Source organism: Simplicispira suum, assembly GCF_003008595.1.
GTDB classification, from domain to species: domain Bacteria; phylum Pseudomonadota; class Gammaproteobacteria; order Burkholderiales; family Burkholderiaceae_C; genus Simplicispira; species Simplicispira suum.
This window is the reverse complement of the sequence record NZ_CP027669.1, coordinates 1,328,828-1,343,140: the sequence shown is the minus strand read 5'-3', so window position 1 is coordinate 1,343,140 and position 14,313 is coordinate 1,328,828. Positions and strand designations below refer to the sequence as shown.

13 protein-coding genes and 1 pseudogene are annotated in these 14,313 nt (G+C 66.2%); 5 read left to right on the top strand and 9 right to left on the bottom strand.

Annotation, left to right across the window (positions count from 1 at the left end; genetic code table 11):
• Window positions 1–38: 38 nt before the first annotated feature.
• The 7 genes from C6571_RS06380 to C6571_RS06350 form a co-directional block, all read right to left on the bottom strand.
• Window positions 39–1,151 carry an efflux RND transporter periplasmic adaptor subunit gene (locus C6571_RS06380; RefSeq protein WP_245901431.1) on the bottom strand — a complete coding sequence of 371 codons (1,113 nt, stop codon included), beginning with the start codon at window positions 1,149–1,151 and terminating at the stop codon, window positions 39–41.
• Window positions 1,152–1,276: 125 nt separating this feature from the next.
• Window positions 1,277–2,752 (bottom strand): efflux transporter outer membrane subunit, encoded by a 1,476-nt coding sequence (locus C6571_RS06375; RefSeq protein WP_106445950.1) that lies wholly within the window; start codon window positions 2,750–2,752, stop codon window positions 1,277–1,279.
• Window positions 2,749–3,171 (bottom strand): hypothetical protein, encoded by a 423-nt coding sequence (locus tag C6571_RS06370; RefSeq protein WP_106445949.1) that lies wholly within the window; start codon window positions 3,169–3,171, stop codon window positions 2,749–2,751. Before C6571_RS06370 ends, C6571_RS06375 begins: the two co-directional genes overlap by 4 nt.
• Window positions 3,168–3,908, bottom strand: coding sequence for an ABC transporter ATP-binding protein (locus C6571_RS06365; protein ID WP_106445948.1), 741 nt, complete (start codon window positions 3,906–3,908; stop codon window positions 3,168–3,170). Before C6571_RS06365 ends, C6571_RS06370 begins: the two co-directional genes overlap by 4 nt.
• A gap of 1 nt (window position 3,909) precedes the next feature.
• Entirely contained in the window at window positions 3,910–5,157 is a 1,248-nt protein-coding gene (locus C6571_RS06360) for an ABC transporter permease (RefSeq protein WP_106445947.1), read from the bottom strand.
• Window positions 5,154–6,305: an efflux RND transporter periplasmic adaptor subunit gene (locus C6571_RS06355; protein WP_106445946.1), complete on the bottom strand. Its 1,152-nt coding sequence runs from the start codon at window positions 6,303–6,305 to the stop codon at window positions 5,154–5,156. Before C6571_RS06355 ends, C6571_RS06360 begins: the two co-directional genes overlap by 4 nt.
• 61 nt (window positions 6,306–6,366) lie before the next feature.
• Window positions 6,367–6,975 carry a TetR/AcrR family transcriptional regulator gene (locus C6571_RS06350; RefSeq protein WP_106445945.1) on the bottom strand — a complete coding sequence of 203 codons (609 nt, stop codon included), beginning with the start codon at window positions 6,973–6,975 and terminating at the stop codon, window positions 6,367–6,369.
• 261 nt (window positions 6,976–7,236) lie between these two features.
• Between C6571_RS06350 and C6571_RS06345 the strand changes: the two genes are divergently transcribed.
• Window positions 7,237–8,400 (top strand): GGDEF domain-containing protein, encoded by a 1,164-nt coding sequence (locus C6571_RS06345; RefSeq protein WP_106445944.1) that lies wholly within the window; start codon window positions 7,237–7,239, stop codon window positions 8,398–8,400.
• 83 nt (window positions 8,401–8,483) lie between these two features.
• Here the strand turns inward: C6571_RS06345 and C6571_RS06340 are convergent, their stop codons facing one another.
• Complete coding sequence (locus tag C6571_RS06340) at window positions 8,484–9,776, bottom strand: acyl-CoA dehydrogenase family protein (RefSeq protein ID WP_106445943.1); 1,293 nt, start codon at window positions 9,774–9,776, stop codon at window positions 8,484–8,486.
• Window positions 9,777–9,807: 31 nt separating this feature from the next.
• Window positions 9,808–10,751 (bottom strand): annotated as a pseudogene (locus tag C6571_RS06335) (COX15/CtaA family protein).
• Between the two features lie 192 nt (window positions 10,752–10,943).
• Between C6571_RS06335 and C6571_RS19685 the strand changes: the two are divergent.
• From C6571_RS19685 to cyoE, 4 genes are read left to right on the top strand one after another with little or no spacing between them, the layout of a single operon-like run.
• On the top strand, window positions 10,944–11,099 hold the full coding sequence (locus C6571_RS19685; protein WP_170094690.1) for a hypothetical protein: 156 nt from the start codon (window positions 10,944–10,946) through the stop codon (window positions 11,097–11,099).
• Between the two features lie 14 nt (window positions 11,100–11,113).
• Window positions 11,114–11,653 carry a cupredoxin domain-containing protein gene (locus C6571_RS06330; RefSeq protein ID WP_106445942.1) on the top strand — a complete coding sequence of 180 codons (540 nt, stop codon included), beginning with the start codon at window positions 11,114–11,116 and terminating at the stop codon, window positions 11,651–11,653.
• Window positions 11,654–11,668: 15 nt separating this feature from the next.
• On the top strand, window positions 11,669–13,396 hold the full coding sequence (locus C6571_RS06325) for a cbb3-type cytochrome c oxidase subunit I (protein WP_106445941.1): 1,728 nt from the start codon (window positions 11,669–11,671) through the stop codon (window positions 13,394–13,396).
• Window positions 13,397–13,410: 14 nt separating this feature from the next.
• On the top strand, window positions 13,411–14,310 hold the full coding sequence (cyoE, locus tag C6571_RS06320; RefSeq protein WP_106445940.1) for a heme o synthase: 900 nt from the start codon (window positions 13,411–13,413) through the stop codon (window positions 14,308–14,310).
• Window positions 14,311–14,313 lie beyond the last annotated feature (3 nt).

Genomic DNA, 14,313 nt, shown 5'->3' with positions numbered 1-14,313 from the left:
GCGGGGGGAGTGCTTGCGCTCATGAAGTTCCCTTGCCTTTAGCGCGCGCTGCCGACGGCCAGCGGGTCCAGCACCACGGCTTCGCCGGGGGCGACACCGCTCAAAATCTCTACGCGATCGCCAACCACCGGCCCGAGGCGCACCTGGCGCAGCAGTGGGCGGCCCTGGGCGTCGGGCACGTACACGCCGGTCATTTCACCGCGGCGCAGCACCGACGCGAGGGGCACGGTGACGCCCGCCTGGGGCGCATCGGCGGCTTTTGAATCGACCGGCACCGCTGCCAGCCAGAGACGCGCAAACATGCCGGGTACGGCGTGGGCGAATTGGGCTGGCAACTCGGCGCGCAGTTGCTGGGTGTGCGTGCCGGAATCTACCGTGGGCAGCAGTTGCACACGCGTGACCTGGGGCTGCTGGTCGGCGGGCACGCCGGGAAGTTCGATGCGCACCTGGGCGGCGCCGAGATTGGTGCCCGCAAGCTTGGCCATAGCCGACTGCGGCACCGAAGCCGTGACGCGCAGGGCCGACGGGTCGTAGAGCGTGAGCAGCGGGCGGCCCGGCATGGCCATGTCGCCCAACTGCACCGGCACTTCGGCCACCACACCGGCGTAGGGCGCGCGCACGGTGTGCAGGCCGGCCCCGGTGCGCGCCGCGCCCGCCTGTGCGCTTTGCGCTTGCACCTGCGCGCGCGCCGCCTTGAGCTGGCCCTCGGCGCGCTCCAGTGCGGCGGCGCTGATGTATTTTTTGGCGTGCAGTTGCTGCTGGCGTTCAAATTCGCCCTGGGCCACGGCCAGGCCGGCCCGCGCTGCCTGCACCTGCGCCGCGCTGGCGGCGGCCCCCTGGTCGGCGCTGCGCGCGTCAATGCGCGCAAGCAACTGGCCGGCGGCGACACGGTCGCCCGCATGTACGGCCAGTTCCACCACCGCGCCGGGCACCTGGGCGGCAATCTGCGTCTGGCGCACAGCCTCTACGACGCCGTCGTAGCTGACAGCGCGGGCGCTGCCAGCGGCCTGCGCGGGTGCAGTGGCCAGAGGCGCATCGGTGGCGGCAAGCGCGGGGGCAGCCCAGACACAGGACAGCGCCGCCAGGAGCATCGTGACGGATGGCGCGCTGAGCCGGGCGAGAGCGGAAGAGAGAGCGGAAGAAAGCGTCATGGGCATTCTCTTGAGAGCGGTCGCGGGGTCGCGGACGAAAGATATTAATCTATTATTTGCGCAAGTAGTTAAATAGTCAAGTAACGATGATTTAAGCCGTGCTTCGGCCTTGCGACAAGTGCGACTCAGGAGGCCGTAGCCACGCCCGCGCCCACGGCCTGGAACAGCGCGGCACTGTCGGCGAGGCGCTGGGCCTGTGCCGCCACCAGGCTGCTGCGCAGTTGTAGGGCTTGCTGCTGGGCCACCAGCCATTGCAGGTGGCTGCTGGCGCCCAGCGCCAGTTGCTGCTGCGTGGTCTGCAGGCTGGCCTGTGCGGCGGTATCGGCCCGCTCCAGCGTGGCGAGCACCTGCGCATCGGCCTCGGTGGCGCGCAGGGCATCGGCCACGCTGCGCAGCGCGTCCAGCACCACGCCCTGGTACTGGGCGGCAGCGGCGTCCAGGCCGGCCAGTGCGGCGCGTTGCTGCGCGGGCAAGGCCGGGTCAAACAAAGGCTGGGTGAGCTGGGCAATCAGGCCCCACACGGCCGAGCCGCCACCAAACAGGGCACCCGTGGTCAGCGCCTGGCTGCCCAGATTCGCGCTGAGCCGGATTTGCGGGTACATGCGCGCCACGGCCACGCCATGCTCGGCGCTGGCCACACGCACCAGTGCTTCGGCTGCCTGGATGTCGGGGCGCTGGCGCACCAGCTCAGACGGCAGCACCTGCGGCAGCTCGGCGGGCAATGTGAAATCTTCCAAGCTGAACGCGGGCAGCGGCTCGGCGCCCGGTGCGCGCCCGGCCAACACGGCCAGCAAGTGAGCGCTTTGCTGCGCCTGCTTGCGCAGCAGCAGCGCGGAGGCGCGGGTCTGCTCCAGCGCCGCCTGCAGGGCCTGCACATCGGCCGGCATGGCCTGGCCCAGGCGCAGGCGTTCCTGGGCGATGCCAGTTTGCGCCGCCTGGTTGCGGGCGATGGCCTCCAGGGCTTCGGCCTGGGCGGCAATGCGCGCCTGGGTAATGGCGGTGCTGGCGATGCGCGCGGCGAGGTCCAGGCGGGCGCCTGCCAGCTGGTAGCGGCGGTAGTCGGTGCGTGCCGCCAGGGCCTGCAGCGCCCGGCGGTTGCCGCCCGACACGTCGAGCTGGTACTGCACGCTGACGCTGGCGCTGTGCAGGCTGAAGGTGCGCCCGTCGCCGGGCAAACCCTGTGCGCTGGGCGAGCTGTGCTGGCGCGCGCTGCCCACGCCCAGGTCGGCGCGCGGCAGTTGAGTGGCGCGCTCTTGCGCCCCCTGCAGTTCCTCAGCCTGGCGCAGTTGTGCCTGCGCGGCCACCAGCGTCGGGCTGGCCTGCAGGGCTTGGTCGATCAGCGCGTCCAGGCGAGGGGAACCGAGTTGCTGCCACCAGGGCGCTTCCAGGTCGATGTCGGCGCGCCACGCCTGCGCCGCGCCAAAGGCGCTGCTGCTGGCGCTGCCCGATGCGGTACTGGCCGGTTGCGGCAGGGCGTTGTCCGCCAGGAGTGGGCGCGTTTGATAATCCGGGCCCGCCGCGCAGCCAGCGAGCAGGGCGGTGAGCACCAGGGACAAGGAGGCGCGCCCGCTGGGAAGCGCGTGGAACAAAACATTTTTCATCGTGTGGTTTCCAGTCGGACCGCGCGGGCGGGTCGCAAACGCAAGGCCAGGGCACTGATGCCCAGCCACACCACAGTGCGCAAGGCCATGGCGCCGACGGTGCGCATCTCATAGGCGCCGCCCGTCAGTACATGGATGCCGAAGGCCGCAAACACCAAGCCCGTCACCAGGCCAATGCAGAGCGCCAGCCACGCCGCCCAGCCCAGGCGCCGCCAGAGCGCAATGCCTGCCGCCACGTAGGCAAAACCGGCCACGAAATTGAACCAGAGCACAAACGGCACATAGGCCCCGGCAGCGCTGCGCGCGGCTGCGCCGCCGAACAGCACGGTGCCGCCTTCCTTCAGGGTAAGCAGGCCAAAGAGCACAGCGAACACGCTGGCGCCGCGCAGCCAGGGATTGCGTTGCAGCATGGGTTTCATGGAGTGGCTTCCTCTGGAATCTGTAGCGCCCATGGCGTCTGTCCTTCGCCCGCTTCTTCCTGCGTGACGCCGTCGCGGATGTGGTAAATCCGCTTGAAGGTGGGAATGATTTTTTCGTCGTGCGTGACCACGATCACGGCGGTCTCAAAGCGCTGCGCCATGTCGTTCAGGATGCGGATCACCGCCAGCGCGCGCTCGCTGTCGAGCGGCGCCGTGGGTTCGTCGGCCAGCACCACCGGCGGGCGGTTGACCAGGCCGCGCGCAATCGCCACGCGCTGCTGCTCGCCGCCCGAGAGCGATGAAGGCATGGCGCGGGCGCGGTGGCCCACGTCCAGCGCTTCCAGCAAATCGCGCGCCCGCTTGCGCGCTTCAGCGTTCGGCACCCCGGCCAGCATGGGGAGCAGGGCGACGTTGTCGGTCACATCCAGAAAGGGAATCAGGTAGGGCGCCTGGAACACGAAGCCGATGCGGTCGCGCCGCAGCGCCCGCAGGTCGCGAATTTTCCAGCCGTTGTCGTAGATGACCTCGTCGCCCAGCGTCATGCGCCCGGCACTGGGTTCAATCACGGCGCCCAGGCATTTGAGCAGCGTGCTCTTGCCTGAGCCCGAGGGGCCGATGAGCCCCACCACCTCACCCGGTGCCACCACCATGTTGACGTCCTTGAGCGCATCGACTGCGGTGTCGCCCTGTCCGTAGCGCTTGCGCACGCCTTCGATGCGTATTCCGTTGCCTGCCATGTCAACCTCCTACCGCTTCGGCGGGATCGACGCGCAGCGCGGCGCGGATGGCGACGCCGCTGGCCAGTACGCAGATGGCCAGGATGGCCGCCAGCCCCATCGCCGTGTCTTCTGGCACCAGCAGCACGTATTTGGGGAAGGCGGGCGCCATCAGCGTGGCGGAGATCTTGCCCACCACGAAGCCGATGAGCCCCAGGCCCAGCGCCTGCTGCACGATCATGCCGGCGATGGTGCGGTTCTTGGTGCCGATGAGCTTGAGCACCGCGATCTCGCGGATCTTGCCCAGCGTGAGCGTGTAGATGATGAAGGCGACGATGGCCGCGCTGACCAGCGCCAGAATGGCCAGGAACATGCCGATCTGCTTCGCTGAGGTGGCAATCAGCTTTCCGACCAGGATGTCTTCCATCTGCGCGCGTGTGGTGGCCGTGAGGCGCTGCCAGCGCTGGATCGACGCTGCTACCTCCTCGGCGTCGTGGCCTGGGCGCACGCGCACCAGCACCGCGTTGACCGAAGGGTTGCTGCTTTGCGAAGCAATCACGGCGTCCAGCAGGCCGGGCACACCCGGACGGTTGAAAGCGGGGTTGGCGGCGGTGCGGTGGCGGCTTTGCCAGAGCGCATCGTTGTCGCGCAGAAACTGTGCCGCCTGCGCATCCTTGAGCGGGATGAACACCATGGGGTCACCGCCCGAGGACACCATGCGCCGCGTGAGCCCGACCACGGTATAGACGTTGCGCCGGATCTGGATGCGCTCGCCCAGCGCCAGGCCGCTGGCGATGTCGGCCACAGCCTCGTAATGGCTGCGCGTGAGCTGGCGGCCTGCCACCAGATAGGGCGGCCAGCCCGGTGTGCCGCTGCCGCCGGGCGCGATGCCGACCACCATGGCGCGCACGTCGCTGGCGGCACGGGCCGTGCCCGCTGCGTCCGCCGCGCTGCCGTTGCCTGCCAGGCGCTGCACCTGCATGGTCAGATAGGTCACGTTGGCAGCGTCCTGCACGCCGGGCAGCGCGCGCAGGCTGCGCCAGGTGCTGTCGTTCAGGCTTGATGGTTCGGCGTAGGGCCCGAGCGTGCCCTGCTGCACCACCCAGATGTCGGCGCCGCTGTTGTCCAGCAGGGCGCGTCCGTCGTCCACCATGCCGCGGTACACCCCGGCCATGGTGAGCGTGACGCCGATCAGCAGCCCCAGCCCAATGCCCGTGAAGACAAACTTGCCCCAGGCATGGAGGATGTCGCGGCCCGCCAGGCTGATCACGGCGCCCCCTTGACGATGCGGTCCACCACATGGGTGTTGCTGCGGGCGGTCAGTTCCTTCTCGCTGTAGACGACGATGCGCGCGCCTTCTGCAAGGCCGCTGTGCACCTGCACCTGGCCGTCCAGATCAGCCTGGCCCAGTACCAGGGGGGCAAAGCGCAGGCCGTCGGCGCCCAACTCCCAAACGCCCATCTTTCCGTCCACGCGCCGCAGGGCGGCATTGGGGATGGTGGGTGCAGCGGCGAGTTCGGGCAGGTGAATGGTGACTTCCGCCAGGGTGCCCAGCGGCGGCAAGGGGGTGGGCAGGGAGGCCAGCACCACCTTCGCCAGGGTTTCTTCGGTCACGGCATCGGCCAGGGGTTCGACACGCAGCACGCGCGCGGCCAGTGGCGCCCCAACGTCCGAGCGCAGCAGCACCTGCGCGGGCAAACCGGCGGCGAGGCCGGCCGCACTGGTCTGGTCAAAGCGCACATTGACCCACAGGCTGTTCGGGTCTACCAGGTCCACTACCGCCTGTCCGGGCACCACGGTGCTGCCGGGCTCGGCCAGGCGCGCTGTCACCAGCGCGTCGGCCGGGGCGCGCAGGCGCAGCTGGCCGCGCTGCGTGCGCAGGGCTTCCTGCTCGGCGCGCAGGCGTGCCACTTCGGCCTGGCTGCCCGCCAGAGCAGCGTTGGCGCTGGCCAAGTCCTGCTGGCGCGCGGTGGCAATTTCTTCGCTGGTGGCACGCACGGCCAGCAGCTCGGCGTAGCGCGTAGCCTGGGTCTGTGCCTGCTGCTGGCGGGCCTGCGCGTCCTTCAGAGCGGCCTGGGCCCGCTGTACGGCGGCAGCCTGGGCGCGCAGGCGCTCGTCAAAGTCCACGGCATCCATTTCGCCCAGCACCTGGCCCGCCGTGACGCGGTCGCCTACTTCGACCGACAGGCGCAGCACGCGGCCGGACACCGTGGGACCGACGTGGTAGGTGGTGCGCGCCTCCACCGTGCCAATGCCGAACAGGGCGGGGGTGATGGAGCGCTGCTCGGCCGTGGCCACGGTGACGGCCACCGGAGCGAGCGGCCCCGAGCGCAGCACCACATAGATGAACAAGGCCAGCAGGGGCAGCACGACGGCCAGCAGGGCCAGGGTGCGGCGTTGCAGGGGAAGGCGGCTCATTGAATACCTCCTTGCTGCGCACTGCGGCGCGAGCTTGCTGGGGAGCGGCCCGGCGCGGCGCTCATGGCGCGCTCCGGATGCCGCGCTGGTAAATGGCGTACACGCGCGGCGCGTCGCGGCGAATGCGCGCTACGTCACCGGACAGCATGGACTGCATGACCAGGCCCTGGATGCTGCCGATGAATGAAGTGGCGGCGGCCTCTGTGTCCAGGGCGGGGTCGATTTCGCCACTCGCCTTGCCCTCTGCAAACAGCTGCTGCAGGCGCTCGCCATAACGCCCCAGCAGGGTGCGCACCATGCGCCGGGGCAGGCTGTCGCCCGTGCGCTGGAGTTCACCAAACATCATGCGCGGAACGCCGGGGTGCTCTGCGATGAAGGCGGTGTGCGCCAGAAACATGGCCTCCAGAGCGGCCAGGGGAGAAGGTGCATCCTGTGCGGCCCGCTCGACGCGGGCCAGCAACTGCTCGGCCACCCATTCCATGACGGCCTGCAGGATGGCGTCCTTGGATGGAAAGTGGCGAAACAATGCCCCTTGGGTCAGGTGCATGTGGCCGGCAATCGCTGCGGTGGTGATGTCGCTCGGATTCTGGGTGGCGGCCAGTTCAATGACAGCCTCCACGGTTGCGGCGCGGCGCTCATCGGCAGGCAGGTATTTGGAAGCAGTAGACACGGAATGCTCTGAAAGTGAGTAATTGATTACTATCTTATGCGACGAAACCCCTTCCTGCAAGTCGCAGTTTTCAACCGCAGGCTCAGAATGGGTTTGGGACGGCCTGGCAGGCCTGGACCCGGCGGTCTCCATCTCCTGCCGGCCCAAGCCGACCTCTCTGTGGGGGCTTGCGTTTGCACCAAAACCGTGCGTCCCTAGAATGGCGCCGCAGTGTCGACACCCGCAGCGCAGTGCTTGCCCATAACCTATGAAAGGCGTGGCATGGTCCGTAACGTGAACCGCAGCGCCTGGGCGCAGCGGCTCCTCGGCGTCGATCACCACATGCGCATCCGTGTTGCCATGACGGCGGTGTCGGCGCTGCTTTCCGCAGTGTGCGGCGGGCTCGTCATGCTGTTGGCCTACGCCGGTTTTGCGCGTGTGGATCTGAGCCTCATCTGGATCAGCACGCTCGTGCTGTTCAACCTCGCGGTGCTGGTGTGCATCCGTACCGGCTGGACCCTAAGCCTGGACGATCCAGCGCTGACCCAACTGCAGATTCGCTACGCCATCCTGAGCAACGCGGCGGGTTATGCCTTGCTGGGCGAAGCGCGCGGAATCACGCCGGTCATTCTCTCGCTGGTGTTGATGTTTGGCATCTTCAACCTGAGCGCGCGCCAGATGCTGGCCAACCTGCTGCTGTCGCTGCTGTGCTTCGGCATCGCGACGGTGGTGGTCTTCTGGATGGATGCCCCTGGACACAACGCGGTGCTGGAGCTGGCCTACGGCGTGATGATCGTTCTTGTGCTCGGCGGAAGCACCTTTGTCGGTCTGCGCATTCAGCATGTGCGCCAGCGGCTCAAGCGGCAAAAGCACGCACTGGCTGCGGCACTGGCGCGCATCCATCATCTGGCCGCGCACGACGACCTGACCGGCCTGGTCAACCGGCGCCGCATGACCGAACTGCTGGCGGTGGAACGTGAGCGCTGCGACCGCAGTGGGCGCCCGCTGGTGCTGGCGCTGCTGGATCTGGATCTTTTCAAACGGGTCAATGACCAACACGGCCATGCGGTGGGCGACGCGGTGCTGTGTGCGTTTGCCCAAAGCGCCGTCAAAAATCTGCGCAGTACCGACGTGCTCGCGCGCTGGGGCGGCGAGGAGTTTTTGTTGCTCCTGCCTGAGACCGACGCTGCGGGTGCGGCATTGCTGCTTGAGCGCTTGCGCGCCGAGGTGGCCACGCTGCAGGTTCCCTGCCCTGCCGGTCACGTGGCAGTGACGGTATCGGCAGGCTTGGCCGAGAGTCTGCCGGGCCAGTCGGTGGAGCAAGTGGTCGAGTGCACGGACGAGGCGCTTTACCAGGCCAAGGCACAAGGACGCAACCGTGTGGTGCGCCACCCGCAGCGCACACCGGCTGCACGATCCACGCTGCAGCCGCAAGCTCAAAACTGAGCATCGAATCCGCGAAAATATAGATTGTTTATGCCGCTAGCGCTTATCCAATAAGCGTTAGAAGCTATAAATATCGTAGCAGACTAGCGTACCCGTGGGGGCGCCCGCATTTGCTCAGGCGTCGTGAACCAGGCGCTGCTCTGGCCCATGCGGCCCCGCGCCTGGGCCAGTTCATGCCGCGCCACGCTGCGCAGGTGCACCTCGTCCGGCCCGTCCATCAGATGCAGGGCGCGGCCCCAGCTCCAGAACTGGGCCAGCGGCGTGTCGGGGGACAGTCCCATGGCACCAAACACCTGCATGGCCCGGTTCACCACACGCGTCTGCAGGCGTGCAGCCACCACCTTGATGGCTGCCACCTGGGCGCGCGTTCCCGCCGCGTCTGCAGCGCTCCCCTGATCCAGCAGCCAGGCGGTGCGCAGCACCAGCAAACGCGCCTGGTCAATCTCGATGCGCGACTCGGCCAGCCAGTCCTGCACGTTGGAAAAATCCGACTCGTAGCGGCCAAACATCTGGCGCTCCAGCGTGCGCTCGGCCGCCAATTGCAACGCCAGTTCGCACTGGCCGATGCTGCGCATGCAGTGGTGCACGCGGCCCGGCCCGAGCCGGGCTTGCGCCATCGCAAAGCCCGCGCCCCATTCGCCCAGCAAGGAGCTCTCGGGCACACGCACGCCTTGCAGCAGGATTTCGCAGTGGCCTTCGGGGGCGTGGTGATGCAGCACGGGAATGTTGCGCAGCACCTGCACACCCGGTGCCTCCAGCGGCACCAGCACCATGCTGTGGCGCTGGTGGATGCTGCCGGGCTCCGGATCTTCGCCTGCGTTTCGGCACATCACGATCAGCAGCCGGCAATCGGGGTGCGCCGCGCCGGTGATGAACCATTTTCTGCCACTCAGTTCCAGCTCGGTGCCGTCGCGCCGCACGGTGGTCTGCAGATTCGTCGGGTCCGACGAGGCCACATCGGGTTCGCTCATGGCAAAGGCCGAGCGGATGCGCCCGTCCAGCAATGGTTCGAGCCATTCGCCGCGCTGCTCCGCCGACGCGAAGCGATGCAGCAACTCGATGTTTCCGGTGTCGGGAGCGTTGCAATTGAAGACCTCGGCCGCCCAGGGCAGGCGCCCCATGCACTCGGCCAGCGGTGCGTAGTCCAGGTTGGAAAGACGGGTTCCCGGCTCATCCTCGCGCAGGGTGGGCAAGAACAGGTTCCACAGGCCTTCCTCGCGCGCCAGGGCCTTCAGATCAGCGAGAAACGGCGGTGGATAGCTGCCTGCCTGCGCCGCCGCATGCCACGCAGCGTTGTGCGGCAGAAGATAGCGCTGTACGAAGGCATCCATGCGCAGCAGCAGTTCCTGCGCTCGGGCTGAAGGGGCGAAGTCCATGGGCCATTGTGCTCAGCGCCCGGCGCGCGTGTCACAACCCAGGTGACAGTACGCGGGCGCGCGGCAGCAGCGTCGCCACGGTGGCCAGCAACAGCGCAGCGAGCAGGTTGTGCGCCAGTGCAGCGCCCAGGGGCAGAGCGCCCAGCGCCAGCACCATCCCCAGTTCGGTCTGCAGCGCGACAAGCGTCACCAGCACCGTGGCCGACTTGCGCCGACCGGCGCGCCAGGCGGCCAGCGCCAGCGCAATCACCGCTGCCAGCACCGCCAGCGTACCCAGACGGTGCAGCCATTGCACGCCCACGCCCCCAGCGTATTGGGGCAGCCCTGCGCCTGCGCCGGGCACTTGCCAGGGACTGAGCGCCAGCCAGCCCTGCGCTCCTGGATGGCAGCCAAGCAGTTGCGGACAGCTCAAACCGGCGTAGCCTGCACTGATCAGCCCGCCTAGCACCATCTGCATCAGAAGCAGCGCGAACGCAGTCCAAGCCCAGCGGCCCAGCGGCGGGCCGGCTCGCGCCGAGCGCGCTGCAGGGGGCAGCGCAAGGCGCACACAGACGGCGAACAACAACAGGCCCCCAGGAGATTGCCCAGCGTCACCGCAGGTACGCGTGATCCGGAGGTGAACGGCCCCAGCAGCGCCAGGAACAGCACCAGGCCCAGCGCAAGCAGGATCTGACGGCCTTCCACGCCCGCGCGGGGCGTGGGCATCCAAGCCAGCGCCGCCATGCCCAGCAGGAGCACAAGCAAAGACGAAGCGGTCACCCGGTGCACGGCGCGGGCCCCGCGCTGGGTCGGCCCGGCCGCCTCCTGCGGCGCCTCGCCCGCTGCAGCGCGGGCATGGCAGGCAGGCCAGGGTGTGCAACCCAGGCCCGCATTCGATTGGCGCAGAAACGCGCTCAGGCTGATCACTATCAGAACCAGCGCAGCACACAGCCAGGCGGCACGCCGCAGCAGGCTGCTGCGCTGGGGCAAAGTCATCGACGCGATAGGGGAATGCATCTTGCGCTCAACGAGAAAAGCGGCCATTCTGCGGACCGAGAGAGTGGAAAGGACGCAACGTTAGTGGTTTCCCCTAGCGCTGCTGGCGGTGGACCTTGTCGTAGATCAAGCTTACGATGAGGCTAAACCCGAGAATCGAATGCATCTTTAGGTAACCGAGGAGATACCCCTATGGAACACCATGACGACGAGAACGAGAAGGTTCCGATGATTCAGCAATTGCTGGACAACCCTTTCCTGCTGCTGTTTATCGGGGTGATGATCCCGATGGTGGTGTATTCACTGTGGGGGGTGATTGAGATCTTGACCATTCCCTTGGCCAAGTAAAGAGGAGCCCGCACATGAGCGCTATTCTCCCCCCCGCCGAACGGCTTTGGTGGAAGCACCCGCTGGACCGTGTCGAAGGCCTATGGATCGCCATCGCCTTCGCTTGGTGCATGGTCATGTTCTTCATGATGGTCGGCTGGCACATCTACGGCAAGCAAAACCTCTCCACGGAAACCTACAAGACCACGCCAGAGATGTTCTCTGCCAAGACGCAGGCCATGGTCGACAAGTACACCGTACGCACCGAGACCGACGAAAAAATCCCTGTGGTGCACCCACCTGAGGGCAGCGACGTCTACCTCATCGGACGTTTGTGGTCCTGGTGGCCCATTCTCGAGCTTGAAAAAGACAAAACCTACAAGCTGCACATGACTTCTATGGATTACAACCACGGCTTCTCTCTGCAGCCGACCAACATCAACATCCAGGTGGTGCCTGGATATGAGCACGTGATGAAGATTACGCCCAACCAGTCGGGTCAGTTCTCTATCGTCTGTAACGAGTTTTGCGGCATCAACCACCACACCATGGTGGGACGCCTCTACGTCAAATAGCAGGAGCACATAACAATGGCCGCAACTTCTGCTGCGCTTGCCTCAGGCAACGCCACCACCTACCGTACCTGCCCGCGTTCGGGCCTGCAGTTCGAACGCAATGCCGAACGCCTGATGATCTTCAACGCGGTGACTGCTGTCGTCGCGCTGCTGGTGGGCGGCATCCTCGCCATTGGCGTGGTGCTGACACGCTGGCCCGCCGTTCACTGGCTGGCCGCAGACACTTTCTACTTGGTGCTCACCGCGCACGGCATCAATATGCTCATCTTCTGGATGATTTTCTTTGAAGTCGCAGTGCTGTACTTCTGTGCGTCGACGCTGCTGCGCTGTCGGATTGCCACGCCCAAGATGGCTTGGTTGGCCTACGCGCTGATGCTGGTCGGCGCCGTGATGAACAACATCGATGTGTTCCGCGGCGGCTCTAGCGTGATGATGACGTCCTACGTGCCGATGATGGCCACGCCCTGGTTCTACCTGGGCTTGATCCTTTTTGCTGTCGGCGCGTTGATCGCTTGCTTCGTCTTCTTTGGAACGCTGGTGGTTGCCAAGCGCGACAAGACCTACCAAGGCTCGGTTCCGCTGGTGACATTCGGCGCTATCGTGGCGGCCATCATTGCGGTGTTCACCATCGTCTCGGGAGCGATCATCCTGATCCCAACGTATTTGCTGGCTCTCGGTCTCATCAGTCACGTCGATCCGCTGATCTACCGGACCATTTGGTGGGCCTTTGGTCACTCGTCGCAGCAGATCAACGTGGCGGCGCACATTTCCATCTGGTATCTGGTGGCTGCAGTCGCCTTTGGCGCCAAGCCGATGTCCGAGCGCGTCAGTCGCGGCGCCTTCCTGCTCTACATCCTGTTTCTCCAGCTTGCCAGTGCGCACCACCTGTTGGCCGACCCTGGCGTCAGTACCGAGTGGAAAGTGGTTAACACCAGCTACTTCATGTACTTCGCTGTGCTGGCTTCGATGATTCACGGCCTCACGGTTCCGGGTGCCATGGAAGTGGCGCAGCGCGCCAAGGGTTACAACAAGGGCCTGTTCGAGTGGTTGCGCAAGGCGCCTTGGGGCAATCCTACCTTCTCGGGGGTTTTCATCTCCATCGTCGGTTTTGGTTTCCTCGGCGGTATCTCGGGCGTGATGATGGGTACCGAGCAGCTCAACCTGATCATCCACAACACCATCTATGTGCCTGGCCACTTCCATGCGACCGTGGTGGTGGGTACTACGCTGACCTTCATGGCGCTGACGTACTTCTTGATTCCGGTGCTGTTCAAGCGGGAAACCATTTCTCCCGGTCTGGCCAAGATCCAGCCCTACCTCTTCGGTTTCTCGATGTACTTCTTCTGTCTCGTGATGATGGGGGCCGGTACCCTGGGCGTTTCGCGCAGGCACTGGGACATGGCTTTCAGCGGCGCGGCACTGGCGTATGAATGGCCCGGCGCAGCCTACCTGATGATGGGTCTTGTCGGTATCGGTGGCCTCGCTGCGATTGCTGGCGGCGGACTGTACATCTACATCACGGTCGGCTCTTTGTTGTGGGGCAAGAAGTTGGATCAAGGCGCTGTCAGCCCGCGCTTCACGCCGATTCCACCCACTGCACGGACAGCGGCTGCGCAGACTTACGGGTCGGCCGGCTTGGTAGCGCCTGGAAGTTTCGTGCTGGCCATGGTGTTCCTGCTCGCCTTCGTGCTGTATTACTTCATTAACTGGAAGTACCTCGCACAGCTGTGGGGCATGTCCTAAAGCGGAAGCGCACTATGCACACCGACACGCTCCACCCTGCGCGCAGCCTGGCTGTGCAGCGCACGCGCGACGTCATCTCGCTGTTCAAGCTGCGTATTGGTTCGCTCATCATGGTCACTGCATTGGTGGGCATGGTGGTGACACCTGGGCCGGCACCCAGCTGGATCGAGGTACTGGTGCTGGCGCTGTCGGTGCTGGTGGCTTCGGCCAGCGCGGGAGCCTTCAACCAGTATGTTGAACACCAGAGCGACCAGCTGATGGCGCGCACGCGGCGGCGCGCCTTTGTTACTGGTGCACTGCCGCACCACCCGGCCTGGCTGGTGCTGATGGGGGCCATGCTTGCGGCTGCCGTCGCGGCAGCGTGGCTGGTGCTCAACGGTGCGGCAGCGGTGTATGTGTTCCTGGGCGCATTCTTCTACGCCTTTGTGTACACCGTGTGGCTCAAGCGCCGCAGTCCTATGAACATCGTCATCGGCGGTCTGGCCGGCAGCTTCGCAGTTCTGGCAGGCGCGGCCGCAGTCGATCCGGCGCTCGGGCCGTTGCCCATGCTGCTTGCCTTGGTGCTCTTCCTGTGGACGCCACCGCACTTCTGGGCCCTGGCCATTGCCAACCGCGCCGACTATGCGCAGGCAGGCGTGCCCATGCTTCCAGTCGTGGTGGGCAACGAGCGTGCCGCGCGCATCGTCTTCGGAAGTACCGTGGCATTGCTGGTGGCTTCGTTGTTGCCGGCATTCTGGGGTGCGGGCCCGGTGTATCTCGTCGGCGCCTTGGGGGGCGGCCTGCATTTCGTGCACAAGGCCTGGGTGCTGTCGCGCGAAGTGACCCGCCAGCACGCTATGTCGGCCTTTTTTGCCTCCTTGGTACAACTGAGCACCCTGTTGGTGGCGGCTTGCGTGGACGGCTTGGTCCGCTAAGCG